The sequence below is a fragment of the Burkholderia perseverans genome, assembly GCF_022870505.1.
Taxonomy (GTDB): Bacteria; Pseudomonadota; Gammaproteobacteria; order Burkholderiales; family Burkholderiaceae; genus Burkholderia; species Burkholderia plantarii.
Window position 1 is genome coordinate 2,786,045 of the sequence record NZ_CP045093.1, and the last position, 25,859, is coordinate 2,811,903.

At 71.1% G+C, this 25,859-nt stretch carries 23 protein-coding genes; 15 read left to right on the forward strand and 8 right to left on the reverse strand.

The genetic code is table 11. From position 1 onward, the window contains the following. Window positions 1-34: 34 nt before the first annotated feature. On the reverse strand, window positions 35-1,312 hold the full coding sequence (locus BpN12_RS11520; protein WP_246792723.1) for an acyl-CoA dehydrogenase family protein: 1,278 nt from the start codon (window positions 1,310-1,312) through the stop codon (window positions 35-37). 322 nt (window positions 1,313-1,634) lie between these two features. Here BpN12_RS11520 and BpN12_RS11525 point away from each other — a divergent pair, with 322 nt between their 5' ends. From BpN12_RS11525 to hpaR, 9 genes are all read left to right on the forward strand, one after another. Next, complete coding sequence (locus BpN12_RS11525; RefSeq protein ID WP_246792724.1) at window positions 1,635-2,720, forward strand: LLM class flavin-dependent oxidoreductase; 1,086 nt, start codon at window positions 1,635-1,637, stop codon at window positions 2,718-2,720. Between the two features lie 42 nt (window positions 2,721-2,762). Beyond that, window positions 2,763-3,602 carry a class II aldolase/adducin family protein gene (locus tag BpN12_RS11530; RefSeq protein WP_246792725.1) on the forward strand — a complete coding sequence of 280 codons (840 nt, stop codon included), beginning with the start codon at window positions 2,763-2,765 and terminating at the stop codon, window positions 3,600-3,602. A 154-nt stretch (window positions 3,603-3,756) separates the two neighbouring features. Beyond that, a complete protein-coding gene (locus BpN12_RS11535) occupies window positions 3,757-4,815 on the forward strand; it encodes an ABC transporter substrate-binding protein (protein ID WP_246792726.1) in 1,059 nt (352 codons plus the stop codon). A gap of 4 nt (window positions 4,816-4,819) precedes the next feature. Beyond that, window positions 4,820-5,914, forward strand: a complete 1,095-nt coding sequence (locus BpN12_RS11540; protein WP_246792727.1) for an ABC transporter permease — start codon at window positions 4,820-4,822, stop codon at window positions 5,912-5,914. Then, the gene (locus tag BpN12_RS11545) at window positions 5,908-6,744 is read left to right on the forward strand and encodes an ABC transporter ATP-binding protein (protein WP_246792728.1); all 837 of its coding nucleotides are present in this window, start codon (window positions 5,908-5,910) and stop codon (window positions 6,742-6,744) included. Before BpN12_RS11540 ends, BpN12_RS11545 begins: the two co-directional genes overlap by 7 nt. A 375-nt stretch (window positions 6,745-7,119) precedes the next feature. Then, the gene (locus BpN12_RS11550) at window positions 7,120-8,424 is read left to right on the forward strand and encodes a c-type cytochrome (RefSeq protein ID WP_425306310.1); all 1,305 of its coding nucleotides are present in this window, start codon (window positions 7,120-7,122) and stop codon (window positions 8,422-8,424) included. Window positions 8,425-8,483: 59 nt separating this feature from the next. Further along, window positions 8,484-9,464: an ABC transporter substrate-binding protein gene (locus tag BpN12_RS11555; RefSeq protein WP_246792730.1), complete on the forward strand. Its 981-nt coding sequence runs from the start codon at window positions 8,484-8,486 to the stop codon at window positions 9,462-9,464. Window positions 9,465-9,706: 242 nt separating this feature from the next. Continuing rightward, complete coding sequence (locus BpN12_RS11560; RefSeq protein WP_246792731.1) at window positions 9,707-10,576, forward strand: MOSC domain-containing protein; 870 nt, start codon at window positions 9,707-9,709, stop codon at window positions 10,574-10,576. A gap of 403 nt (window positions 10,577-10,979) precedes the next feature. Beyond that, window positions 10,980-11,420, forward strand: a complete 441-nt coding sequence (gene hpaR / locus BpN12_RS11565) for a homoprotocatechuate degradation operon regulator HpaR (RefSeq protein ID WP_246792732.1) — start codon at window positions 10,980-10,982, stop codon at window positions 11,418-11,420. 176 nt (window positions 11,421-11,596) lie between these two features. On the opposite strand, the gene BpN12_RS11570 is transcribed toward hpaR, so the two are convergent. Next, window positions 11,597-12,877, reverse strand: a complete 1,281-nt coding sequence (locus BpN12_RS11570) for an SfnB family sulfur acquisition oxidoreductase (protein ID WP_246792733.1) — start codon at window positions 12,875-12,877, stop codon at window positions 11,597-11,599. A 339-nt stretch (window positions 12,878-13,216) separates the two neighbouring features. On the opposite strand from BpN12_RS11570, the gene BpN12_RS11575 reads away from it, so the two are divergent. Next, window positions 13,217-13,588, forward strand: a complete 372-nt coding sequence (locus BpN12_RS11575) for a DUF3564 family protein (protein WP_246792734.1) — start codon at window positions 13,217-13,219, stop codon at window positions 13,586-13,588. 638 nt (window positions 13,589-14,226) lie between these two features. Continuing rightward, the gene (locus BpN12_RS11580; protein ID WP_055140843.1) at window positions 14,227-14,628 is read left to right on the forward strand and encodes a winged helix-turn-helix domain-containing protein; all 402 of its coding nucleotides are present in this window, start codon (window positions 14,227-14,229) and stop codon (window positions 14,626-14,628) included. Window positions 14,629-14,749: 121 nt separating this feature from the next. Here the strand turns inward: BpN12_RS11580 and treA are convergent, their stop codons facing one another. Continuing rightward, entirely contained in the window at window positions 14,750-16,330 is a 1,581-nt protein-coding gene (gene treA, locus BpN12_RS11585; RefSeq protein WP_246794697.1) for an alpha,alpha-trehalase TreA, read from the reverse strand. 913 nt (window positions 16,331-17,243) lie between these two features. Between treA and BpN12_RS11590 the strand changes: the two genes are divergently transcribed. Together BpN12_RS11590 and BpN12_RS11595 are read left to right on the forward strand one after the other, a co-directional pair. Beyond that, window positions 17,244-18,641 (forward strand): MFS transporter, encoded by a 1,398-nt coding sequence (locus BpN12_RS11590; protein WP_246792735.1) that lies wholly within the window; start codon window positions 17,244-17,246, stop codon window positions 18,639-18,641. Window positions 18,642-19,121: 480 nt separating this feature from the next. Beyond that, complete coding sequence (locus BpN12_RS11595; RefSeq protein ID WP_246792736.1) at window positions 19,122-20,342, forward strand: winged helix-turn-helix domain-containing protein; 1,221 nt, start codon at window positions 19,122-19,124, stop codon at window positions 20,340-20,342. Between the two features lie 28 nt (window positions 20,343-20,370). On the opposite strand, the gene BpN12_RS11600 is transcribed toward BpN12_RS11595, so the two are convergent. From BpN12_RS11600 to ftrA, 4 genes are all read right to left on the reverse strand, one after another. Then, entirely contained in the window at window positions 20,371-20,589 is a 219-nt protein-coding gene (locus BpN12_RS11600; RefSeq protein ID WP_246792737.1) for a DUF1653 domain-containing protein, read from the reverse strand. Window positions 20,590-20,654: 65 nt separating this feature from the next. Continuing rightward, window positions 20,655-21,143, reverse strand: coding sequence for a GNAT family N-acetyltransferase (locus tag BpN12_RS11605; RefSeq protein ID WP_246792738.1), 489 nt, complete (start codon window positions 21,141-21,143; stop codon window positions 20,655-20,657). A gap of 203 nt (window positions 21,144-21,346) precedes the next feature. Next, window positions 21,347-22,798, reverse strand: a complete 1,452-nt coding sequence (locus tag BpN12_RS11610; RefSeq protein ID WP_246792739.1) for a M20 family metallopeptidase — start codon at window positions 22,796-22,798, stop codon at window positions 21,347-21,349. Between the two features lie 368 nt (window positions 22,799-23,166). Next, complete coding sequence (gene ftrA, locus BpN12_RS11615) at window positions 23,167-24,123, reverse strand: transcriptional regulator FtrA (protein ID WP_246792740.1); 957 nt, start codon at window positions 24,121-24,123, stop codon at window positions 23,167-23,169. A gap of 110 nt (window positions 24,124-24,233) precedes the next feature. On the opposite strand from ftrA, the gene BpN12_RS11620 reads away from it, so the two are divergent. Next, window positions 24,234-24,629 carry a rhodanese-like domain-containing protein gene (locus BpN12_RS11620; protein WP_246792741.1) on the forward strand — a complete coding sequence of 132 codons (396 nt, stop codon included), beginning with the start codon at window positions 24,234-24,236 and terminating at the stop codon, window positions 24,627-24,629. A gap of 122 nt (window positions 24,630-24,751) precedes the next feature. Beyond that, complete coding sequence (locus tag BpN12_RS11625) at window positions 24,752-25,075, forward strand: superinfection immunity protein (RefSeq protein ID WP_042628740.1); 324 nt, start codon at window positions 24,752-24,754, stop codon at window positions 25,073-25,075. A gap of 468 nt (window positions 25,076-25,543) precedes the next feature. Here the strand turns inward: BpN12_RS11625 and BpN12_RS11630 are convergent, their stop codons facing one another. Then, window positions 25,544-25,807, reverse strand: coding sequence for a YodC family protein (locus tag BpN12_RS11630; RefSeq protein WP_246794698.1), 264 nt, complete (start codon window positions 25,805-25,807; stop codon window positions 25,544-25,546). Window positions 25,808-25,859 lie beyond the last annotated feature (52 nt).

A 25,859-nucleotide genomic window follows, 5' to 3' on the forward strand; every position in this document is an offset into this window, starting at 1 on the left:
CCCGCCCTCCCCGCGCTCAACGTACTCGACACCTTCAGCGCGCATCGTCGCGCAGCCAGGCGCCCAGCGCCTCGCGCCCGGCCGCGACCAGGATCGCATCGTTCTGCGGCGTGTGGATCCGGCTGCACAGCACGTCGCGATGATGGCGTTCGAGCGGGTGATGGCGGCTCAGCCCGTGATTGCCCGACAGCTGCAGCGCCAGCTCGGTCACGCGGATCGCATGGGTGGTGACGGTGTACTTGACGAGCCCGCAGGCCGCCAGCTCCGGCGGCGCGCCGGCATCGGTGCGGCCGCTCAGGTCGTCGAGCAGCACGCGGTTCGCGTGCAGCAGCGCGTCGATCTCGCCGATCGTCTCCTGCACGCGCGGCAGCGCGGCAAGCGGCGTACCCAGGCTGGCCGGCACGCGCGTCCCGACGAACGCCGCCACCCAGTCGCGCGCGGCGCGCGCCACCGCGTCGTAGAGGCTGCCGAGCAGCACGATCATCCAGGCCTGCTGATCGAGATGGCTGCCGACCTCGGCCTGCGTCGCACCCGAGTTCGCCCATTGCGCCGGCGCGCGCAGATCGACCGCGTTCGCGGCCGGGATCCCCACCTCGTCGAACACCACCTCGTGGCTGCCCGAGGCGCGCAGCCCCAGGTGGTTCCAGCTCTCGATCACGCGGATGCCCACGCCGCCGTCGGCGCGGCGCGCCTCGCGCGGCACCAGGAACACGCCGGTGCGCGGCGCCGCCTCGTCGGTGCGCGCCCACACGGCCAGCCAGCGCAGCGCCGGCACGCCGGTGCTGTAGAGCTTGTGGCCCGAGAGCCGCCAGCCGCCGTCGGCATCGCGGCGCGCCACGGTGGCCGGCAGGCCGCCGCGCGACGGCGAGCCGAGTTCGGGCTCGACGCGCAGCGCGTTGATCAGCGCGCCGTCGGCCACCGCGCTGGCGAACACCGCATCGCGCAGCGCCGCCGGCCAGCGGCTGTCGGCGCGGCCCAGCGCGCGATGCTGGAGATAGGTCATCGTCAGCACCAGCGCCGTGGCCGCGTCGGCGCGCGCGATGCCGGCCACGATGCGGCGCGCGCGCGCCAGCGCGGCGCCGCCCCCGCCCGCCGCGCGCGGCACGACCTGTGCGATCAGCCCGTGCCGATGCAGCAGCGCGAAGTGATCGTGGGGAAAGCTGCCGTCGGCATCGTGCCGCGCGGCGCCGTCGGCCAGCGTGGGCGAGAGCGAGGCGAGCAGCGCGTCGAGCGCGGTGTCGTCGGGTACGGCGTCGCGCGACGCCGCGGCGGCGGCATCGGCGAAGGCGAAATCGGTCGGCAAGGAGGCCATCGGAGCGGAAATCCTGGGAACGCGAAGAAGAACATGGCCGCCGCCGGCACGGCGCGCGTCGGGCTGCCAGCCGCGTGCGCCGGCCGTGGGCGAAGCACCGGAGCATCAGCCTACGGGGGTGGCCGGGCACGTCAAACCATGCAAATTCGATATTCTTTGCGCGATTTATTATTTCCGATTTGCATGATCCTGACGCTAATCTGGCCGCCATGTTCCGGCTCGCGCCAGCGATCGAGCGACTCGCCCGATCGCCATGCATCACGCGCCGGCCTCGCCATTTCCGCCCGGGCCAGGCCCGGGCCGTTCGCACCGGAGCCCCGCGATGAGCGTCGAATTCATCGGCATGATCCAGAGCCAGAAGCAGTCCGAGATCCACCCGGGCGACGGCAACGCCGTCGATCGCGACTATGTCCGCGCGTTCGCGCAGGCCCACGAGCAGGCGGGCTTCGACCGGATCCTGGTGCCGCATCATTCGACCGGCCCGTCGGCCACGCTGACCATCTCGTATGCGGCCGCCGTCACCGAGCGCGTCCACTTCATGCTCGCGCACCGGCCCGGCTTCACGGTGCCCACGCTGGCCGCGCGCCAGATCGCGACGCTCGACCAGTTCAGCGGCGGCCGGCTCGGCGTGCATTTCATCTCGGGCGGCTCGGACAGCGAGCAGCAGCGCGACGGCGATTTCCTCGACCACGACCAGCGCTACGCGCGCACCGACGAATATCTCGGCATCCTGCGCCGGATCTGGACCGAGGACCGGCCGTTCGACCACGACGGCACCTATTACCGCTTCAAGCAGGGTTTCTCCGAGGTCAAGCCGGCGCAGCAGCCGCACGTGCCGATCTATTTCGGCGGCGCCTCGGCGGCCGCGCTCGAGGTGGCCGCGAAGCATGCCGACGTCTATGCGCTGTGGGGCGAATCGCTCGACCAGGTGCGCGAGCTGACCGGCCGCGTGCGCGCCGCCGCGGCCGCGCAGGGGCGCCAGGTGCGCTTCTCGGTGTCGTTCCGGCCGATCCTGGCCGCCACCGAGGACGCCGCCTGGGCACGCGCGCAACGCATCCTCGCCGAGACGCGCCGGCTGCGCGAGGCGGCCGGGCTCGGCACCGGCGGCCCGCAGCAGAGCGAAGGCGCGCGGCGCCTGCTGGCCGCGGCCGAACGCGGCCCGCGCGTCGACAAGCGGCTGTGGACCGAGATCGCGCAACTGAGCGGCGGCCGCTCGAACTCCACGGCGCTGGTCGGCACGCCCGAACAGGTGGCCGAGGCGCTGGCCGACTACTACGACATCGGCGTGACCACGTTCCTGATCCGCGGCTTCGATCCGCTCGACGACGCGATCGACTACGGCCGCGAGCTGATCCCGCGCGTGCGCGCGCTGGTGGCCGGGCGCCACGCGAGCCGCGCGGCGGCCTGAGCGCGGGCAAGCGCTTCCTTTCCCCACTTTCACGAGCCGCTCATGTCCGCCGTCCTGTCGCCGCAGTCCCTCACGCCGTCCGGTCTCGCGATCAACCCGCAGCCACGGCAGAAATTCTGGTTCGACCCGCCCGCGCCGCGCACCAGCGTCGCCGCCGAGCGGCGCCATCGCCAGGAGCGGCTCGCCGGCGCGTTCCGGATCTTCGCGCAGCACGGCTTCGCGCAGGGCCTCGCGGGCCACATCACCGCGCGCGATCCCGAGCTGCCCGACCACTTCTGGGTCAATCCGCTCGGCGTGCATTTCTCGCGCATCAAGGTGTCCGACCTGCTGCTCGTGAACGGCCGCGGCGAGACGGTGATCGGCGAGCGTCCGCTCAACAAGGCCGCGTTCGCGATCCACGCGGCGATCCACGACGCGCATCCGGAACTGGTGGCGGCGGCCCACACGCATTCGACCTACGGCAAGGCCTGGTCGACGCTCGGCCGCCCGCTCGATCCGCTGACGCAGGACGCCTGCGTGTTCCACGAAGACCACGCGCTGTTCGACGACTTCACCGGCATGGTGGTGGACACGAGCGAGGGCGAGCGCATCGCGCGGGCACTCGCGAAGCCGGACGGCGGCACGCACAAGGGCGTGATCCTGAAGAACCACGGCATCCTCACGGGCGGGCCGAGCGTGGAGGCCGCCGCGTGGTGGTACATCGCGTTCGACAACGTCGCGCACACGGCCCTGCTGGCCGAGGCGGCCGGCACGCCCCAGCCGATCGACGCGGCCACGGCGCGCCACACGCACGGCCAGATCGGCAAGCCCGACGGCGCGCGGCACGCGTTCGAGGCGCTCTATGAAGGGCTCGTGGCCGCGGAGCCGGACCTGCTCGACTGAGCTTCCGCGCGCGGCGCAGCGGGGTTTTGCGGGCCGCTGTCGTTCGGTGCCTCGTGGTGCCTCGCCGCGTCTTGTTTTGTAGACGAGTCAAATTCATGCCGCGCGGCCTCGATGCCGCGCCACCACCACCGCTTGCTGCATTGAGGAGTCCGACATGTCCCGCCCGTTCGATGCCGATCCGCGTCCGGCCGCCGCCGCGTCCACTTCGAGGCCGGCTCAGCCGGGCCGGCGCCGCGCGCTGCGCGCCACCGGCGCGGCCGCGCTGGCCGGCGCGTCGATCGCGCTTGGCCGCACCGCGTGGTCCGCGCCGCCGCTCAGAAAACTGAAGTTCGCCTGGAACCAGACCGCGTTCTGCCTGACGCCGATCGTGGTCGCGCAGGAGCGCGGCATCTTCGAGAAGAACGGCCTCTCGGTCGAACTCGTCAACTACAGCGGCTCGACCGACCAGCTGCTCGAATCGATCGCCACCGGCAAGGCCGACGCGGCGGTCGGCATGGTCCATCGCTGGCTCAAGCCGCTCGAATCGGGCTTCGACGTGAAGATCATCGGCAGCTCGCACGGCGGCTGCGTGCGGCTGCTCGGCGCCAACCAGGCCGGCGTGACCTCGCTCGCGGCGCTGAAGGGCAAGACCGTCGGCGTGAGCGACCTGGCCTCGCCGGGCAAGCACTTCTTCGCGATCCTGCTGGCCAAGCACGGGCTCGACGCCGAGCGCGACATCAGCTGGCGGCAGTACCCGGCCGACCTGCTCGGCGTGGCGGCCGACAAGGGCGAGATCCAGGCGATCGCCGACGGCGACCCGAACCTCTACCTGCTGGAAAAGCACAGCCCGGGCAAGTACACGCAGCTCGCCAGCAACCTGTCCGACGAGTACCAGCACAAGGTCTGCTGCGTGATCGGCGCGCGCGGCGAGCTGGTGCGCAACGACCGGCCGGCCGCCGCCGCGCTGGCGCGCTCGATCGTCGAGGCGACCGAGTACACGCGCGAGAACCCGAACGAATCGGCCAAGCTGTTCGCGAAGTACACGCCGAAGGTCGGCATCGACGATCTGCGCAAGCTCTACGCGACGCTGACCTACGAGCACCATCCGACCAACGTCGACCTGCAGCAGGAGATCGCGTTCTACGCCGACGATTTCCGCCGCATCGGCGTGATCCGCAAATCGACCGACCCGCAGCGCTTCGCGCAGCAGGTCTACGTGAACGTGCTGGGCTGAACCGATGGCAAGCTTCGATTCCGCGACGCTGCGGCAGGAACCGCGGCACGCCGCCGGCGATCATGACGCGGTGCCCCGCCCCGACGCTCTCCCGGCGGCTTGTGTAGCCTGCACGGCGGCCACGCCGCGCGCAGCGCGGGTCTGGGCCGGCGGCCTGTACGCGGCGCTCGCCTGGGCCGCGTTCGGCGGCATCGCCCGGGCCTGGCCGAACCGCGTGTCCGGCTTCACCGACTGGGCCTATACCGACACCATCGGCCTCGCCGCGTTCGTCGTCGCGGCCGTGCTCGCGCTGCTCGCGCTCGCCGGCCCCACGGTCGCGCCCGGCCGGACACTCGTCGCCGCGCTGCGCCCGGCCGGCCCGTGGCTCGCCGCGATCGCGCTGGGGCTGGCGGCCTGGGAGATCGCGACGGCCAAGACAGGCTGGCTGCCCACCCCTTTCTTCGCGCCGCCGCAGGCGCTGATCGAGGTCTATCTCGACGATTGGCCGCGGCTCGCCGGCAGCGCGTTCAATTCGCTGAAGCTGCTCGCCGTGGGCGTGCTGAGCGGCGCCGCGACCGGCTTCGTGGTGGGCGTGGCGGTGGGCTGGTCGCGCGCGATCGGCTACTGGGTGCATCCGGTGCTGCGCGTGGTCGGCCCGCTGCCGGCCACCGCGCTGCTGCCGCTCGCGTTCTTCGTGTTCCCGTCGAGCTACTCGGCCGCCGTGTTCCTGATCGCGCTCGCGGCCGGCTTCCCGGTGGCCGTGCTGACGTGGTCAGGCGTGGCCGGCGTCGGCAAGGCCTACTACGACGTCGCGCGCACGCTCGGCGCGAACGCACGCTTCCTGGTGCTGCGCGTGGCGATCCCGGCGGCGCTGCCGCAGGTGTTCGTCGGGCTGTTCATGGGGCTCGGCGCCTCGTTCACGGTGCTGGTGGTGGCCGAGATGATGGGCGTGAAGTCGGGCCTCGGCTGGTACCTGACCTGGGCGCAGGGCTGGGCCTCGTACACCAACATGTATGCGGCGCTGATCGTGATGGCGCTGCTGTTCTCCGGCCTCATCACGCTGCTGTTCGCGGTGCGCGACCGCGCGCTCGCCTGGCAGAAGGGGACCGTCAAATGGTGATCGCCGCCTCGCATTCCGCGGCGCCACGCGCCGCCGTGACGGCGGACCCGCATGGCACGTCCGCCGTCGCGCCGCCCGGCGCGCGCATCGAGATCCGCCGCGCGAGCCACTGGTTCGATACGCCGAAAGGCCCGCTGCACGTGCTCGACGACGTCTCGCTGTCGGTCGCGCCGGGCGAGTTCGTCGCGCTGATCGGCCCGAGCGGCTGCGGGAAATCCACGCTGCTGCGACTCGTGGCCGGCCTCGAACCGGCCACGCAGGGCTCGCTGCGGCAGGACGGCCACGAGATCGAACGGCCCGATCCGTCGCGCATCGTCGTATTCCAGGACCCAACGCTCTATCCGTGGCGGCGCGTTCGCGCCAATGTCGCGCTCGGGCTCGACGCGCGCGGCGTGCCGAAGCACGAGCGCGCGCGCGTGGACGAGGCGCTCGCGCGCGTCGGGCTGACCGAGTTCGCCGACGCGTTTCCGCACCAGCTCTCGGGCGGCATGGCGCAGCGCGTCGCGCTGGCTCGCGCGCTCGTCAACGATCCGCGGCTGCTGGTGCTGGACGAGCCGCTCGGCAAGCTCGATTCGCTGACGCGGCTCGCGATGCAGGGCGAGCTGCTTGCTCTATGGCAGCGCGCCCGGTTCTCGGCGCTGCTCGTCACGCACGACGTCGAAGAGGCGCTGTTCCTCGCGCAGCGCGTGATCGTGTTCGGGCCCCGGCCGGCGAGGATCGTCGCGACGCTCGACGTCGACCTGCCCTATCCGCGCCATCGCGGCGATCCGCGCCTCGCGCAATTGCGCCGCACGGCGCTCGTCCATCTGGGCCTCGATGCGAGCTGGTAGCACGACGCCATGCGGCGCGATCGGGCCACGCGGCGTGATGGCCGGTGCGGGTAAACCGCGCCGGGGCGGCTCTTGCGTGCGGCCGCTTGCGGTAGGACTCGTGGAGGACTTGCGCCGTCGGATGCGGCGCGAGGTGGGTGGACTTCGCACGCCGCGTGAGATGCAGCGGCAATCGCTTGCGTGCGCAACCATCTTTCCGGCTTCGGCGGCTTCGGCGGCTTCGGCGGCTTCGGCGGCTTCGGCGGCTTCGGCGGCTTCGGCGGCTTCGGCGGCTTCGGCACCATCAACCGAAACATGGACGCCGACATCCGCCGCGTCCCTCTCCCGGCACAGAGCGTTCCACGCGCCTCGCTCTCACCACGGCGCGTCAAGACCATGAGCGCGGCCTGGCTCGATCCCCTGCTCGCCACGCTGCACGACGGCGAGGTCGCGCTCGGCTGGCTGGCCGCCCGGCTCGGGCTCGCCGGCATCAGCCACGGCCAGCCGGCGTGGCCGTGGGCGCGGCGCATCGCGATCGAAACGCTCGCGATCGACCCGGGCCTCGCGCGCCGCCTCGGCCTCGCGCTGCTCGCGAGCGTCGGCGCATTCGTCTGCGCGCTGGGCGCGCTCGTGCCGGGCCGCGCGCGGCTGCCGCTCGCGGCGGCAGCCGTGGCCTGCGCATGGCTCGCGCCGTGGCCGCCCGCCTCGCTCTGGCTCACGGCCGCCACGCCCACCAGCTTCCAGTCATCGCCGGCCCCGTTCTCGGTCGCCACGGCCACGCACGGCGCCTCGTTGTACGCGCAACATTGTCTGGCCTGCCACGGCGCGACGGGCCGAGGCGACGGCCCGCGAGCCGGCTCGCTGCCGGTCTGGCCGCCCACCATGGCGGGCCCGCTGCTCGCGCGCCGGCTCGACGGCGAGCTGTTCTGGCACGTCGCCGCCGGCCTGCATGATCGCGACGGCCGCGCGACGATGCCGGGCTTCGCCGGCACGCTCGGCGACGGCGACATCTGGGACACGCTTGCCTACCTGCGCGTGCTGTCGGCCTCGGGCGGCAGCGCGAGCGGCGAGGGCTGGCCGGTGCCGCTCGCGCTGCCCGCGCTCGAGGTGCGCTGCGCGGACGGCGCGCCGCGCCCGCTCTCACGCTGGCGCAGCGGGCAGCGCGTCTACGTGGTCGCGCTCGGCGACGACGCCGCGCCGCCGTTCGAGGACGCGCGCTGGCAGACGCTGCTGCTCACGCGCGACGGCCGCCCGCCCGCGCGGATTCCGGCCGACGGCCCGCGCGCGACCTGCACGGCGGCCACGCCCGAGGCGTGGCCGCTCTTCGCGACGATCGCGGCGCGCGCGCCCGACCGCTTCGCCGGCACCGCGCTGATCGCCGACCGCGCCGGCTGGCTGCGTGCCGTGGCCGCGCCCGGCACGCGCTGGTCCGACGCGGACCTGCTCTGCGGCCCGGCGCGCGGCACCGCGGCGGCACCGGCACGCGCGTCGCGCGACACGGCCAGCGCCACGAACCTGAACCTCCCTCGCGCGTCATCCGGCATCGACGGCACCGACAACGCCACCGACCCGAACCGTCTACGCGCAACGTCCAACATCGACGCCACCGGCGGCACCCACGACACCAACGGCATCGACGCGCTGCTCGCGCGCATCGACGCCGAGCCGGTAGCCGCCACGGCCGGCGGCAACCCCCATTGACGCGCCACCGCCCCGGCGGCGGCCGTCCGCTTCCCCTTCCGATCCAAGGACTCTCGACGATGAACCACCGCCCGCCCGTCAACCGACGACGTTTCCTCCAGTCCAGCGCCGCGCTCGCCGCGTTGCCGGCGCTCGGCGCGCCCGCGTTCACGCGGGCCGCCACGCGCGTGACGCTGAGGGCCGGCGACCAGAAAGGCGGCGTGCGTGCGCTGCTGGAGGCGGCCGGCGCGCTGACCGGGCTGCCCTACGACATCGAGTGGACCGAATTCCCGGCCGCGGCGCCGCTGGGCGAGGCACTGAACGCGGCGGCCGTGGACTGCGGGCCGATCGGCGACGCGCCGCTGATCTTCGCGCTGGCCTCGGGCGCACGCGTGAAGGCGATCGCGGCGAACCGCTCGGACGCCTACGGCACCGCGGTGATGGTCGGCCCGAACGCGCCGCTGCGCGGCGCCGCCGACCTGAAGGGCAAGCGCATCGGTACCATGCGCGGCTCGATCGGCCACTATGTGGCGCTGAAGGCGCTCGACTCGGCCGGCCTGCCGCCCACGGCCGCCGATTTCCGCTTCCTGCCGCCCGCCGACACGATGCTCGCGCTGGCCACCGGCTCGATCGACGCGTGGGCGACCTGGGAGCCCTACACGGCGCTGGCCGAGACGAGCGGCCGGGCGCGCGTGCTGGTGAACGGGCGCGGGCTATCGTCGGGGCTCAGCTACCTCGCGGCGACCGACGCCGCGATCGCCGCGAAACGCGACGTGCTGCAGGACTTCGTGCGGCGCGTGGTGGCCGCGCAGGTCGGGTCGTACCAGCACGCGGACGCGTTCTCGGCCACGCTCGCGCGCATCATCGGGATTCCCGAGGCGGCCGCGAAGCTGCAGTTCGAGCGGCGCAACACGAAGTGGCTGCCGATCGGGCCCGGGCTGATCGCCGAGCAGCAGGCGACCGCCGACTTCTACCTGCGCATGGGGCTGCTGCGGCAGCGCCTCGACGTGGGGCCGACCTTCGACCGCGGCTTCGCGCTGGACGCGGCGCACGCGGCCTGAACCGCTCGCCTGAGCGCCCCGGCGGCCCGGGGCGCTGCCTGACAGACAAGCGGCCGAATGCCTTCGGCCGCCCCTGGTCGCCGCCGGCAGCGCCCGCCGCATCCGCCCCGCCGCCGCACGAAACACGGCGCAACTCCCACGCCATCAGATCGACAACACGACCCACACCCCCACACACCGGCGCCATCGATCTGGCAAAATCTCGAGTTCCCCGCACCTCTTGACCTCCACGCGCCACCGCCATGCCGATCCTCAGCGAACTGTTCCTCTATCCGATCAAGTCCTGCGCCGGCATTTCGGCCACGCGCGCGCGGCTGCTGGAAAGCGGCCTCGAATACGATCGCGGCTGGATGGTGGTGGAGCCGTCCGGCGCGATGGTCACGCAGCGCGAGCAGGCCCGGCTCGCGCTGGTGCGCGTGGCGATCGGCGAGATGGACCTGCTGGTCGACGCGCCCGGCATGCCCACGCTGCGCACGCCGCTCGACGCGCGCGCCCATGACGGCGCGCCGACGCTGCGCGTCACGGTCTGGGGCAGCAGCTTCGACGCGCTCGACACCGGCGCGGCCACGGCGCAGTGGTTCAGCGACTACCTGGGCCTCACGGTGCGGCTGATGCGCTTCTCGTCCGAGGTGCGCCGCGAAGTGAGCCGCGAGTGGACCGGCGAACTCAGCACCCACACGCAGTTTGCCGACGGCTTCCCGGTGATGGTGGTCGGCCAGTCCTCGCTCGACGACCTGAACGCCCGGCTCGCGCAGCGCGGCGTGCCGGCGGTGGGCATGGACCGCTTCCGCCCGAACCTGGTGATCTCGGGGCTCGAGGCCTACGAAGAGGACTTCGTCGAGCATCTCGACGTGGCAGCCGCGTCGGGGCCGATCCGGCTCAGGCTCGTCAAGCTCTGCACGCGCTGCCCGATCCCCGACATCGACCAGACGCTCGGCGGCCCGCATCCGGAGTGGCCGCACGAGCCGCTCGACACGATGAGCGGCTATCGCGCGAGCGCGCGCTTCAACGGCGCGCTGACGTTCGGCAAGCACGCGGTGCTCGCGAGCGTCGGGGCCGGCGTGCTGGAAGTCGGCCAGTCGCTCGAGGCCGAGATCGGCTTCGGCGACTGAGTCGGCCCGCGCGGCACCGGCCCGCTTTCGCGGTGGGCCGGGCGGCCGCGAACACCATCAGGAATCCTCTCTTTCCCGTCTCGCGGGCCGCCTGCCGACGGCCCGTGAGACGGCGCGCCCACAGGGTTTTCCCGGATCGCCATGTCGGGCCGATATCCCTCGATCCAGCCGTGCGGGCGACGCTCGCCGGCCTGCCGGCGGCCACCCCGCTCTTGTCGTATCGACAACGAACGACACGCAAGCGGAGCGAAAACTGCTGCGTCGATTTCCGTCGAATTGCTTAATTCATTCACGAATTCACGCGTATCGACACACGAATTTCATCGAAACAGGATGAGTCGGAAACATTTCGTCCTGTTAAGATTGTTGCCTTGCCCGCAATACCAACACCGAACCGATTTACATGAATCGCACGATTGACCATCGCAATCTAACGATGTTGCTGCTGGAAGCTCGCGAGGCGCTGGTCGGCCGCTTCCGCCCGATCCTCAAGGAAGTGTCGTTGACCGAGCAGCAATGGCGAATCATCCGCCTGCTCGATGGCGAACCGCGTGGTGAACTCGAAGCCGGCCAGATCGCCAAGCGCTGCTGCATCCTGAGCCCAAGCCTGACGGGCGTGCTCGAACGACTCGAGCGCGACGGCCTGATCACGCGGATGCGTTCGACCGAGGACCAGCGCCGTCTGCTGGTGGCGCTGACCGAGCGCAGCCGCCAGCTGGTGCGCAAGATCGGCCAGCGCATCGACGACCAGGATCGCCAGCTCGAACAGCAGCTCGGCCCCGACGGCCTGCGCGACATCTACGTCGCGCTCGACCGGCTGCTCGAAGTCGCCTCGGTTCACTAGCCGGTCCATTTGCACGCCGCGCGGCGCCGCGCCTCGCGAACCGCCTTTGGCGCCGGGCCTGGACCTTGCTCCGCCGGCCCGCTTCCGTCCGTCAGGACAGCCGATCAACCGCCGCCCGATAGACCGACGTGTCTGTCCACCGCCTGTCCACCATGGCGCGCCGGCCCGCATCGGTATCAATTCCACGCATGCCGCGCCGGCCTCACGCCGTTCAGGTAGTAATTGCCGACCAGATGGTATTTCCAGCGCACCGGATCGTGCAGCGTATGCGTGCGGGCGTTGCGCCAGTGCCGGTCGAGGCCGTACACGGCCAGCGTGGCCTGCGTGCCGGCCAGTTCCAGCAGCTTCTGGCTCGCGAGCAGCGCCGTCTCGGTGGTCAGCACCTTGGCCTCGCCCACCTCGACCGATGCGCGCGCAACGTCGTCGTCGCCGAGGTCGCCGCGCGCGGCCAGCGCATCGAGCGTGCGCGCGGCGCGGTCGAGCAGCGCGTCGGCCGCGTGCAGCGAGATCACCAGCCGGCCCGTCTCGCTCAGCGTCAGCGGATCGTCCGCGGCGCGCGTCACACCGCTGTCCACCCACGGCCGCGAGCGTTCGCGCACGAAGCGCAGCGTGTCGTCGAGCGCCGCCCGCGCGATGCCGGCGTCGATCGCGGCCTGGAGGATCTGCGAGATCGGGCCGTTCAGCGTCGGCTGGTCGGTCACGCGCTGCGCGGGGAACACATGCGAGTCGGGCACCACCACCTGTTCCAGCCGCACCGTGCCGCTCGCCGTGGTGCGCTGGCCGAAGCCCGACCAGTCGTCGATCACGGTCAGCCCGGGCGTGCCGCTCGGGATGTAGGCGAGCCACGCCTGGCGGTCGGCATCGAGGCCGAGCACCGGCACGTAGTGCGCGAACAGCGCGCCCGTCGAATAGAACTTGGTGCCGTCCACGCGCCAGTGTCCGCCGTCGCGCACGATCGTGGTCTTCAGGTCGAGCACGTGCTTCGTGCCCTTCTCCGAGAAGCCGTTGCCGAAGCGCCGGCCCGCCAGCACCTCGGCGAAGAACGCGCGCTTCTGCGCCTCGCTGCCGGTCAGCGCGATCACGTCCACCAGCCCGAAGTGGTTCTGCGGCAGCTGGCCGAGCGACGGATCGGCCGCCGAGATCAGCCGGATCACCTCGACCAGCGTGACGAACGACACGCCCGCGCCGCCGTAGGCCTTCGGCACCGTGATCGCCCACAGCCCCGAGCCCGAGAACCATTCGATCTCCTCGCGCGGCAGCCGGCGCTCGCGGTCGCGCTCGATCGCGCCGGCCGCGAGCCGCGCGGCCAGCTCGCGGGCCACCTCGATCGCTTCCTCGTCCGACCTGATCCGGTGCGCGGGCACCGACGCGGCATCAGGTACGACGTCGGACGCGGCGGCGCCGTCCGGTGCGCCGGCGGCCGGCGAGCGGGGCGTGGTGAGATCGGGCGTGGACATCGGCATCTCCGGGTGGGAACGAAGCAGCCAATCTATCAACGGCCCGCGACGTGCCAAAGCGATCGATTCGGGAATCGATATTCCGGCGTCCCGGCGCCATTTCCGTCAACCGGCGGCGGCGTTACACGATGCGAGATCGATTACGCGGCGCGCGACACGATCGATCCGATCGTGCCGGAAAACGCGCACACCCTGCCGCACGGCAGGGCCGATGCAGCGACGCTATGGCCTGCGCACGGGCAGTGCGGCAATTTCATTGCGTGGGTCCCTTGTGTTTAGTGGGCGGGCTTCTAGACTGTTTACTCGATCGTTTTCTCATGCCCCGCCTCAGGAGTTCTCATGCGCCTCACGATTCGGATCAACGGAACCAGTCAGACCACACGCCAGCCGTCCTATGCCGTGCTGTGGGTCGATACCGACGAACAGCTCTGGTCGCGCGAGGCGCATCAGGGCATCGATCTGCCGTGTTGGGGCAAGGTGAAACACGTCGAAGGCGCGGTGGCGCTGTGCGCGGCCGACGGCGACGAGGCGCTGTGCCGGCTGCAGGGGCTGTCGATCGAGCAGGCGTCGGCCACCTCCGTACCGCGCGCCGACGGCCACGGCACCGCCGTGCTCGGCGTCGGTGAGCCGAGCGGCGCGTGGCGGCTGCAGGCCGTCGATTGCTGCGCGACGACACCCGAAACGCAGGGCTTCACGGTCGTCGAACGCTGAGCGGCCCGCGCTTCGCCCCGGCGCCATGCGGCGCCGGAGGCGCAGGCGGTTCCACCGCGCTTGCGCCGGGCCGCGGGCCGCCGCCGGCCTTCGCCGCTTCGGCTTTCAGCCGCCCGCCACTTCCTGCCGCCCTCTCACTTCCTTCCCGCCGCTCCGCCGCAGTCTCCCGCTGCACTACCCGCTCGAATTCCGCCTCGCTCTCCCGCGTCTCGCCTCGTCCTCGTTCCATCACGCCGCCCTAGCCGCCCGGCCCGCTGCTTCCGCCGTTGCCGACGTTCGCGATCAGGCCGGCAGAGGCACGCACCGCCGCCCTTCGCGGCTACTCGCCGGTTCGCCTCGCGACTCGATCGCCCCGATCGTTTCGCCATGTGCGGCGCGCCCGGCGTGCGCGCCGTTACGGCGACGTAACGGGTCCGTAACGCGCGCCCGCGTGCTACGTAACACCTCGTCATTCCGTGACGGGATCGTGCCTCCCGCGAAAGCGCTCACCGGACGCTCATGACGAATATTTTCCTTTCGAATCATGCAATTACTGATGCCAACCCAGGCCGGCACGCCGCCCCGGCCCGCGTGGCCCGGATATTGCAGAGTGTTAAGCGTTCCGCTCCGGGGCCACCAGACAATTTGCGAGGACCATCATGGATTGCAAGTATCTGTACATCGACAACATAAAAATCAACTTCATCCGCCGTTCGATCGACATCGACGGCGAGCCGATCGACATGACGCCGCGCGAGTTCGACGTCGTCGAATTCCTGCTCGACAACATGAACAAGGTCGTGCCGCGCCAGGCGATTCAGGAAGCCGTGTGGGGTCGCGAACTCGGCGTGTCGTCGCGCACGCTCGACACGCACATCTCGCGGATCCGCTCGAAGCTCAAGCTCGACAACGACAAGAACATGCGCATCATCCCGATCTACTCGATCGGCTATCGCCTCGTGCTGTTCGGCGCGGCCATGACGCATGTGGAACCGCATGACGAGCCGACGCTGCGCCGCATGCCGCAACCGGGCGCGCCGGCTTCGCACGCGTTTTTCTGAGCGCGGCGGCACGCGCCGCGCCGGCGCTCCCGGCTCACGCGGCCCGCCTCGGGCGAGCCGCATGGCCAGCGCACCGGCCACCCCAGGCCCGCTACCGGATTCCGGCGGCGGGCTTGTTTCATTACTGGCCGTAGCGGTCGAGCAGCTTTGCGGTCACGCCGTTGGTCCAGCCGAAGCCGTCCTGCAGCGGATATTCCCCGCCGCCGCCCCCGCCCACGCCGGCGCCCTCCACCACGTACTTCTCGACCAGCTTGCCCTCGCGTCCGTACACGCCCTTCACGTCGGCCAGGAAACGCTTGCCGATCTCGTCGGCGAGCGGGCCTTCGCCGTAGCGCGTGAGCCCCTGGATCGCGATCCATTGCAGCGGCGCCCAGCCGTTCGGCGCGTCCCACTGCTGACCGGTGTTGTTGGTGGTGGTGGCGAGGCCGCCCGGCTGCAGCAGCGTGTCACGCACATGCTGCGCGGTGGAGATCGCGTGCTCGGGCGTGGCCACGCCCGCGTAGAGCGGGTAGAGCGCGGCCGCGCTCAGTTCGTCGCGCGGCTTGCCGAGCCGCCAGTCGTAGTCGCCGTAATAGCCGGCCGGATTCCACAGATAGCGGTTGATCGCGGCGTCGCGGCGCGAGGCGCGCGCGGAGAAGTCGGCCACGCAGGCGGCGTCGTGCGTGACGCCGCAGCCCTTCACGATGGTCTTCTCCAGGTGGTACATCAGGCTGTTCAGGTCGACCGGCACGATCGCGGTGGTGCGGATGGTGGCGAGCGTGCGGCCGTCGCCGAGCCAGCGCGAGCTGTAGTCCCAGCCGCTCTCTGCCCCGGCGCGCAGGTCGCGCCAGACCTCGGCGGCGGGCCGGCCGGCGGCGGCGTGCGCGGTCTGCACGTCCTCGAGATAGGACTCGTCGCGCGGCGTCGCGCTCGCATCCCAGTAGCGGTTCAGGATCGAGCCGTCTGGCATCGCCACCACGTGCGCCGACGCGCTGCCGCGCGGCGTGTTCTTCTCGCCGTGCATCCAGTACGCGTATTCCTCGCGCAGCGCCGGCAGGTATTTCTGGTAGACGCCGTTGCCCTCCTTGCGCGCCGCGAGCTCGACCATGTAGGCGAAGAACGGCGGCTGCGAGCGGCTCGCGTAGTAGGTACGGTTGCCGTTCGGCACATGGCCGACCGTGTCGATCAGGTAGGCGAAGTTGTCGAGCATCGCGTCGACCAGATCCTCGCGTCCGGCCTCCTGCAGGCCCAGCATCGTGAAATAGCTGTCCCAGTAGTAGCCCTCGCGGAAGCGCCCGCCCGGCACCACGTAGGGCTTGGGCAGCGCGATCAGCGAGCCGTAGCGCGGCGCGCCGTCGGTATTGCGCGTCAGGCGCGGCCACAGCCAGTCGATGTGGGCGCGCAGCGTCTGGTGCGCGGGCGGCGTGACCACGCTGTCCACCGGCGGCGCGAAGTGCTTCGTGACGAACTCGCGCAGCGAGAAGCCCGGCGTGTCCTTCTGCTGCGCGTAGAGCTGCTCGATCGTGGACGGGTCCGCGTCGGGCGTCGAATCGACGAAGGTCTTCTGGTCGGGGAACAGCTGCGCGGTCTGCACGGCCACGAACAGGTCGCCGTAGAGCTTGCTCGGCGGCGGCAGCACGCCGGTCGGCTGCGCGGCGGCCGCCGCGGCGTCGTCGCCGGTGCTCTGCGCGGCCGACGCCGTGGCGGACTGCGCCGTGTTCATGTCGGAGCAGGCGGGCAGGGACACGCACGCGGCCGCCAGCACGAGCGCGGTGCTTGCGCGATGGCCGATGGCGTGCCGCGCGCGGCGCCGGGCGGCCGTCTTCGTGACGGTGGCGCGGGAGGTTTCGACCGCCGGTTCCGGCGCGGGGTTCGAGGTGTGCTGCTCGGGCAGGGTCGCCATCTTCGTTCCTTTTTCTCGACTATCCGGAGGCCCGATGATGCCTGACGGACGCCGATGCCTGCCTGATGCACCGCGTCGCCGTCGCGCAAGAGGCGCGCCGGAAGCGGCGCCGCGCGCGGGCTTTCGCGCGGATGGCCGAGGCCGGCCGGGCGGACCGGCGAGCGGCGCCGGGCGCAGGCACGACCGCGCGCGGCGCGCCATGCGGAGCGTTCACGCGGGCGCGAGACAGTCGCGCCGGACACGCGCATCGAACCGCTCGCGCCGCGCGCCGTCCCTAGCACATCGCGTGCCGCGACTTTCGGCGTCGCGAGTCCGGCGCGCGGGGCTTGCCGAATGGCGCGGCGGGCGCCGCCGGCCGGTTTGCCCGCGCGCGGCCACGTCGATCAGGCGGCACGATGCCGGCAGGCGGGGCGACTTGCAGTCGGCAGACGCAAGAACCCGAGGCCGGCGCGTCCGGTGCATGACGACGGCGGGAAGTGACCGGTCGCATCGCGCGACATCGATGTCTTCGCACTCATGCGGCACGCGTGCCGCTTGCGCGGCCCGTCAAGCACCCCGCCGCCCATGTCCTCCACTCGATGCCACGAACCCCTGCGGGACCAACGAGGCGGCCAGCATGCAGTCCGTGGCAGGCGCTCCGTCGGTCGTCCAAATAATTAGACGACGACGGTTCCGCTAACGCCGGGGCGGGGATCGATGCAATAATGGCGTCTTTGCCGCGCGTCGCTCCCCCATGCCGCCCGTCGTCCATCCCTTCATCGCACCGCTGATCGTCGCCTGCGCGTTGTTCATGGAGACGGTGGACGCCAACATCATCGTCACCGCGTTGCCCGCGATGGCCCGGGCCTTCGGCCACAGCCCCGTCACCCTCAACATCGCGATCACCGCCTACGTGGTGGGGCTCGGCGTGTTCATCCCGATCTGCGGCTGGCTGGCCGACCGCTACGGCGCGCGCACCGTGTTCCGCACGGCGATCGGCATCTTCGTGGCCGGCTCGCTGATGTGCGCGGCCTCCACCAACCTCGAGCTGTTCACGTTCGCGCGCTTCGTGCAGGGCGTGGGCGGCGCGATGATGGTGCCGGTCGGGCGCATCATCATCTTCCGCGCGGTGCCGCGCTCGGACCTGATCCGCGCGATGAACTACCTGAGCCTGCCCGCGCTGTTCGGCCCCGCGTTCGGGCCGCTGCTCGGCGGCTTCCTCACCACCTACCTGCACTGGCGCCTGATCTTCTTCATCAACGTGCCGGTGGGCATCTACGGCATCTATCTCGCCAACAAGTACATCGCCAACACGCACGAGCCGAACCCGGGGCCGCTCGACTGGTTCGGCTTCCTGCTGTCGGCCGCAGGCGCCTCGCTGCTGCTGATGGGGCTCACCATGCTCGACGGCGCGCTCGTCAGCCAGCGCGCGGCATTCCTGATGTGCGTGGCGGGCGGCCTGCTGCTGAGCATCTACGTGCTCTACGCGCGGCGCGCCGCGCAGCCCGTGCTCGATCTGCGGTTCCTGAAGATCCCCACCTTCCATGCGAGCGTGGTGGGCGGCTCGCTGTTCCGCATCGGGCTCGGCGCCGTCCCGTTCCTGCTGCCGCTGACGCTGCAGGAAGGGCTCGGCATGAGCGCGTTCGCCTCGGGGCTCGTGACCTGCGCGTCGGCGGTGGGCGGCACGCTCTCGCGGCTGCTGTCGCAGAAGCTGCTGCGCCAGTACGGCTTTCGCCGCGTGCTGATGGTGAACGCCGCGCTGGCCGGCCTCGCGATCGCGATGTACGGCACGTTCTATCCGGGCATGCCGATGTGGGCGATCTGGGTGATCGTGCTGGTGGGCGGCGTGTTCCCCGCGCTGCAGTTCACCAGCCTCAACTCGGTGATCTACGCCGAGATCGCGCCGCGCGACATCGGTCGCGCCACCAGCCTCGGCAGCGTGGTCCAGCAGATGTCGCTGGGCCTCGGCGTGACGGTGGCCGGCATCGTGCTGCATCTGTCGGTGGCGCTGCGCGGCCATCCGTCGGTGCAGTGGTCGGATTTCTGGCCGGCGTTCCTGGTGGTGGGGCTCTGCTCGTTCGCGTCGATCCCGGTCACGCGCCGCCTCGCGCCGAACGCCGGCGACGAGATCGCGCGCGGCAAGCGCGGCTGATGCGCGATGCAGCTCGATGCATCGCGGCATCGCGGCATCGACGAGCAATGGAGTGACGAGCGGAACGGGAAACGACAGGACGCCATAAGAGGCTGAAGCCGCGGCGAGCGTGTGGCCGTCCATCCGTGCCGAACAAAATCCCGAGCACCAAAAGAAATCGGCGGACATCCACGTCCGGTCGAAGACCGTTCGGATGTCCGCGTCAATGAGTCCGGGTTTGCGACAGCGTCACGACGCCCGGATTCGCGCCCTGCGTGCCATTGACATATGTGCGTCGGGAGCGAACCGATGACGATGAACCGTCACGGCATGCTTGTCACTATAGGGAAACTCGCCGCGCCGATCTGTCAACGATTGTCAGATGTGTGGCGCAAGCGTGTCGCGCATGACGCGCCGCGCGTGCGAACGGCGTCGCCGAATTTCGCCGAATCGCGCTACAGTGATGCCTCCCGTTCCCACGCCCGCCCCGCCCTCGCCGCCGTGACCGCGCTCCCCCCGCTCTCGCTCAACGCCGCCCGCTCGCTGCATCTGTCCGCCCAGGGCCTGCTCACCGCGCCGCGCCGCAAGGCCGTCAAGGCCGACGTGCTCGATGCGATCCGCCGCATGGCGCAATTGCAGATCGACACGATCCACGTGGTCGCGCGCAGCCCCTATCTCGTGCTGTTCAGCCGGCTCGGCCCCTACCAGCCGCAGTGGCTCGACGAGCATCTGGCCGAGGCGAGCCTGTTCGAATACTGGTCGCATGAAGCCTGCTTCCTGCCGATCGAGGCGTTCGGGCTGATGCGCCACCGCATGCTCAACCCGCAGGGCATGGGCTGGAAATACGCGGCGGGCTGGCACGACGAGCACCGCGACGCGATCGACGCGCTGCTCGAACGCGTGCGCGCGACGGGGCCGGTGCGCTCGGCCGATTTCGCACGCGAGGCCGGCGAGAAGGGCAGCGGCTGGTGGGACTGGAAACCGGAGAAGCGCCACCTCGAGGTGCTGTTCTCGACCGGGCAGCTGATGGTGGCCGCGCGCCGCAATTTCCAGCGCATCTACGACGTATGGGAACGCGTGCTGCCGCATTGGGACGACACGCGCGACCTGCCGGCGCCCGACGGCGTGCTGCCGCAACTGCTGCGCAACACCTGCCGCGCGCTCGGCATCGCGCGCGCGGACTGGGTGGCCGACTACTACCGGCTGCCCAGGCGCGCCTATCGTCATGAACTGCATGCGCTGGCCGACGCGGGCGAACTGCTGCCGGTGGCCGTGGAAGGCTGGAAGGAGGACGCGTTCGTGCATCGCGATCTCGCGCCGCTGCTCGCGCGCGCGGCCGACGACACGCTGCGCTCGTCGGTGACCACGCTGCTCTCGCCGTTCGATCCGGTGGTCTGGGACCGGCGGCGCGCTTCGCAGCTGTTCGACTTCGACTACACGATCGAGTGCTACACGCCCGCGCACAAGCGCCGCTACGGCTACTTCTGCCTGCCGGTGCTGCATCGCGGCAAGCTGGTCGGGCGCGTGGACGCCAAGGCGCATCGCGCGCAGGGCGTGTTCGAGCTGAAGGCCGTGCATGTCGAGCCGGGCGTGAAGCTCGGCAGCGGGCTCACGGCCGACGTCGCGCGCGCGATCCGCCGGCTGGCGGACTGGCACGCGACGCCCGAGGTGGCCGTGGGCGACGCGCCGCGTGAACTGAAGGCCGCGCTCGCCGGAGCTTGAGCGCGGCGGCCCGGAACGCGGTCGGCGATCAGTCGCGCAGCTTGAGGAAGCGCGGGCGGCCGTCGGCCAGCGTGTCGTGAAAAATGGCTTCGGGGCGCACCCACAGGCCGCGCTCGTGCGGCCACAGATGTTCGTAGACGACGTGCGGCTCCTCCGTCTCCGAATGGCGCGCGGTGCCGATCACGCGATAGAGGCCGCCCTTGTAGTGGCGGTGGGTGGCGATCTGTTCGGCTTCCTGCTCGGTCATGCTGGTCGATGCTCCATCGAAATGCGAGGACCGCATTGTAGAGGCAGACGCGCCGCGCGCGCCGTTCAGCGCGGCTCGATCGGCGGCTCGATCGGCGGCGGGTCGGTTCGAACTTCAGCCCGATAGACGTCGGGGCGATGCAGTTCCATCCAGCGCTCCGGATGCGCCGGAGCCGCGAACCCGGCCGGCGCGTAGAGCCCGTGCGCGTCGCTCGTGACGAGCGCGACGCGGCGCAGCTTCGTCACGCGCGGATCGGCGAATATCGTGTCGATCAGCACGCGCGCATGACCGTGGCCGCGATGCGCCGGCAGCACGAACACGTCGCAGAGATAGCCGAAGGTCGCGAGATCGGTGACGAGCCGCGCGAAGCCGACGAACGTGTCGCCGACGAATGCGCCGAAGCAGAGCGAGCCGTCGATCGACTGCTGCACGACCTCGCGCGGGATGCCGAGCGCCCAGGGCGCGTGGTCGCGCAGGAACGCGTGGATCGTGTCGACGTCGAGTTCGCGCCGGTCGGTCGAGATGCGTAGCGCGGGCGACGGGGAAACGCTCATCGGGAAGACTCCTTGGAGATCGCGGCACGCCGCGGCGGAGGGTGGCGAGATCGCGGCGCGATCGCGCGGCAAGGCCGGAGATCGTCGCGACATGCAAAAGCGGCCGGCGGCGACACCGGCCGCCGCGAGACACGACGCAGACAACAGCAACGGCGGCCACCGGCCTGACGACGCGGCAGCCGCCACGCCCCCGGCCGCGCCGCTCAGCGCGTGGCGGCGATCACGTCGGCCACGGCCGCCGTCAGCTTCTTCGCATACGGCACGTGCAGGAACTCGTTCGGCCCGTGCGCGTTCGATTTCGGCCCGAGCACGCCGCACACCATGAACTGCGCGGACGGGAAGCCCTCCTGCAGCACGTTCATCAGCGGGATCGTGCCGCCCAGGCCCATGTAGGCGCAGTCGGCGCCGAAGTGGCGGCGCGATGCCTCGTCGAGCGACGCGGCCAGCCACGGCGCGAGCTCGGGCGCGTTCCAGCCGGTGGCCGCGCCCGCGTCGGGCTTGAACGTGACCTTCGCGTTGTAGGGCGGATCGAGTTCGAGCAGTCGCTTCAGCTCCTGCACCGCCGGCGCCGCGTCGACGAGCGGCGGCAGCCGCAGCGACAGCTTGAACGCCGTCCGCGGCCGCAGCACGTTGCCGGCGTTGTCGAGCGGCGGCAGGCCGCCCGCGCCGGTCACGGCCAGCGAGGGCCGCCAGGTCGAGTTGAGCAGCGCCTCGCGCGGATCGGTGGTGGTGGGCAGCACCGGGCGGCCGTCCTGGCCGCAGGCCCAGGGCAGGCCTTTCCAGACCAGATCGCCGAGGATCGCCGCGGCCGCGTCGGTCTCGCGCACGCGGCCGGCCGGCACCTCGCAATGGAACACGCGCGGCAGCAGGCTGCCGCTCGCGGCGTCCTCGAGCCGCTCGAACAGCTGCCGCATGATCCGGAAGCTCGACGGCGCGATGCCGCCGAACACGCCCGAGTGCAGCCCTTCGTCGAGCACTTCCACCTGCAGTTCGCCGGAGACGAGGCCGCGCAGCGAAGTGGTCAGCCACAGCTGGTCGTAGTTGCCGGCGCCCGAATCGAGGCAGACCACCAGGCCGACCTTGCCGAGCCGGTCGCGCAGCGCATCGACGTAGGGCAGCAGGTCGAAGCTGCCCGATTCCTCGCAGGTTTCGATCAGGCCCACGCAGCGCGGGCGCTCGATGCCCTGCGCGTCGAGCGCGGCCAGCGCGGTCAGGCTCGCGTAGATCGCGTAGCCGTCGTCGGCGCCGCCGCGGCCGTAGAGCCTGCCGCCCTCGTACTTCGGCGTCCACGGGCCGAGGTCGGCGCGCCAGCCGTCGAACTCGGGCTGCTTGTCGAGATGGCCGTAGAGCAGGATCGTTTCGGTGGTACCGGAGCGCGTGGCCGGCGCGTCGAAGAAGATCACCGGCGTGCGGCCCGGCAGCCGGACGATCTCGAGCGTGAGGCCGCGCACCAGCTGGCGCTCGGCCCACTGCGCGGCGTCCACCACCACGCGTTCGAGCAGCCCGCGCTGCTGCCAGTCGGGGTCGAACGCCGGGCTCTTGGCCGGGATCGCGATGTAGGCGGTCAGCTCGTGAACGATCTCGTCGTTCCATTTGCGCTCGATGAAATCGGCCAGACGGGCGTGATCGATCGTGGTGTCGGCGGGGCTTGTCATGATCGTGTCGGAATCGGTGGGGACGAAGCACCGATGATAGCGCCGATGCGGGGGCATGCGGCCGGGATGGAGCGCTGCGAGGCGTTCGGCGATGACGAGGCGCAGCGCCGGCGCGGGTCGGGCGGGGTCGGCAAAACCGGTGCGAGACGATAGCGGCGAGCCAACAGCGGTGAGGCCGGCGGAATCCGCTGAATGAGGCGGTGCCGCGCGGGACACGGGATTGCGGTGATGGCGCACGGATCGGGGAGTTCGAGTCACGCGCCCGGCCAACATCGATGCGACGCGTGCGAGCCGGCACGTCGCCCGATCACCGCCCCGCCCTCAGGCAGCGGCTCCCGTCCATCGCACCGCCCGACCAGCGCCCGCCATCAGCGCGCGTCGAACCCGCGCCGGTAAGCGGCCGGGCTCGTCGCCGCGACGCGCCGGAAATGGCGCCGCAGCGATTCCTCGGAGCCGAAGCCCGCGAGCGCCGCGACCTGCGCGAGCGGCAGCGCCGAATTCGCCTCCAGCATCTCCTTGGCCACCCCGACGCGCTCGCGGATCAGCCACGCATAGGGCGCGAGCCCGGTCGCGTCGCGAAACTGCCGCTGCAGCGTGCGCGGGCTCATCGCGGCGCGCCGTGCGAGCGCGGCCAGCGTATGCGGCTCGGCCGCGTGCTCACGCAGCCAGTCGATCAGCTTCGCGAGCCGGTCCTGGCCGTCCGGCGCCACCGGCCGCGGCACGAACTGCGCCTGCCCGCCGTCGCGGTGCGGCGGCAGCACCAGCCGCTGCGCGACGCGGTTGGCGATCGCGCTGCCGTGGTCGCGGCGCACCACGTGCATCAGCATGTCGAGCCCCGCGGCCGAGCCGGCCGAGGTGATCACGCGCCCCTCGTCCACGTACAGCGCGTCCGGATTCACGCGCAGCGCCGGATAACGCGCGCGCAGTTTCTCCACGTAGCGCCAGTGGGTGGTCACGGTCAGGCCGTCGAGCACGCCGGCCGCCGCCAGCACGAACACGCCCGAGCAGATCGAACAGAGCCGCGCGCCACGCCGGTGCGCCGCGCGCAGCTTGCGCAGCAGCGGCTCGGGCGGCAGCTCGTCGGGATCGCGCCAGCCGGGAATCACGATGGTATCGGCGCGGTCGAGCAGCGCGAGCCGGTGCAGCGCGGCCACGGTGATGCCGCCCGCCGCGCGGATCGGCCCGGCCTCGGCCGCGCAGACGGCGAAGCGGTACCAGGCGACCTCGAGTTCGGGACGCGGCAGGGCGAACAGCTCGACCACGCAACCGAATTCGAAGGTGCAGAGGCGGTCGTAGGCGAGCGCGACGACGAGATGATCGGACATGGCGCGATGTTACCGGAAGTTGTCGATCGCGCCAGTGGCGCCGCGATCGTGCGACCCCGATACTGGCACGCATTCACCGGCCTTTCGCCACCCCGCCAGGAGTCACAAACATGTCGTTCGTCACCGAGATTCCCGCCGCCGACAGCGCGGCCGCCGTCGAGCATTTCTCCGCCACGCTGCGCTTCGAGACCGATTGCTGGGACGTCCACCACGCACTCGCCTCCGGCGCGCCCGATTTCGTCCTGCTCGACGTGCGCAGCCCCGAACTGTTCGCCGCCGGCCATATCGAGGGCGCGATCAATCTTCCGCACCGCAAGATCGTCGCAAGCCGCCTATCGAATTTTCCAATCGGGACGATATTCGTCGTCTATTGCGCGGGGCCGCACTGCAATGGCGCGGCCCGCGCGGCACTGCGCCTGGCCCGGGCCGAAAGGCCCGTGAAGCTTATGGCAGGCGGGGTGACGGGATGGCTCGACGAGCGCTTCGAATTGGTGACGGAACGGTAGGCCAACCATGATCATCTTCGGAAACGCAACAATTAGTTGCCGGCACAACATCCGAAAAAGCGCGACAATCTGTCCCACTTCAGTCGACTTCGTCGCACTGCAACACGGAAGGAGAAGCACCCATGCAGATGAAAATCCTGATCCAGATCGTCGGGGCCGTAATCGCAATCGCGGTCTACTTTCTGCCGGCCATCGTCGCCGACCGCCGCGGTCGACACGACAAGCTGACGCTCGCGCTGTTCAACGCCCTGTTCGGCTGGACCGTGGTGGGCTGGGCGATGACGCTCTATTGGGCGCGCCAGCCGAACCCGGCCAAGAACCTTGCCGGGGCGATCGTGCAGACGCGCCGCTCGATCAGCATGAGCACGTTCTCGACGGGCCTCGTCGACCGCGTGCAACGCCGCGTCGCCCTCCAGCAAGCCTGGATCGAAAAGCAGGACCGCTGAGCCCGCCGTCGCCGGATTTCCCCGTGGCACCGACCGCGTAGCACCCGCCCCGCGTCACCCACCGAAGCCCGCACCGCCCGCCTCACCCCTTCCTGAGCGCCCGAGCCCCCTGCCCGCGCCGTGCGATTGCATGGCCGCGCCAGTTGTCCCGCGGGCGGTCGGGCGCGAGGCGACGAGTGCAGTACAGGCGGCCGTTGCACTGCGGCCAGCGCGGGATCATTGCGGCTGGAAAGGTGGGAAGGGAAATGTGGTCGGGGGGATGGGGCCGCCGTCAGCTGTCGCCGCGCAAAGCCTTCCCCAATGCAAACGCGCCCTGAACGGGCGCGTTTTCGATTCGGCTTGGTGGCCAGTCGGCCGCGCCCGCTCCGGCGGGCAGGTGTGCCGGTGCCGCGGCTTACCGCACGGCGTGGCCGGAGGTGCCGTACACGTGCTTGCCCACGCGCGACATCCGCACCGGCCGCGGCGCGCTCATAGCGCCATCCCGTCGGAGGCGCCGAACCGGCGCAGGCTCGCGCGGCCGGCCGTGATGGTGGTCGGCTCGCGCACGACGGCGTCCACCGCGAAGCGCTGCTGGCAGAATTCGCCGCTGGCATCGAACCACTGGCAGGTGAGGTACAGCTGATCGCCGGCGATGCCGACGTAGGTGACCGTCATCCGGGCTCCGCCGGTCTTGAGTGTCACGACGTCGCCGATGCGCGGCGACGCGGCGCGGATATCGTGAAGTGCTGTCATGGCCCTAATCTCTCTCGTAACCCGATTATCGGGCGAGCGCCGATTTGTCGGT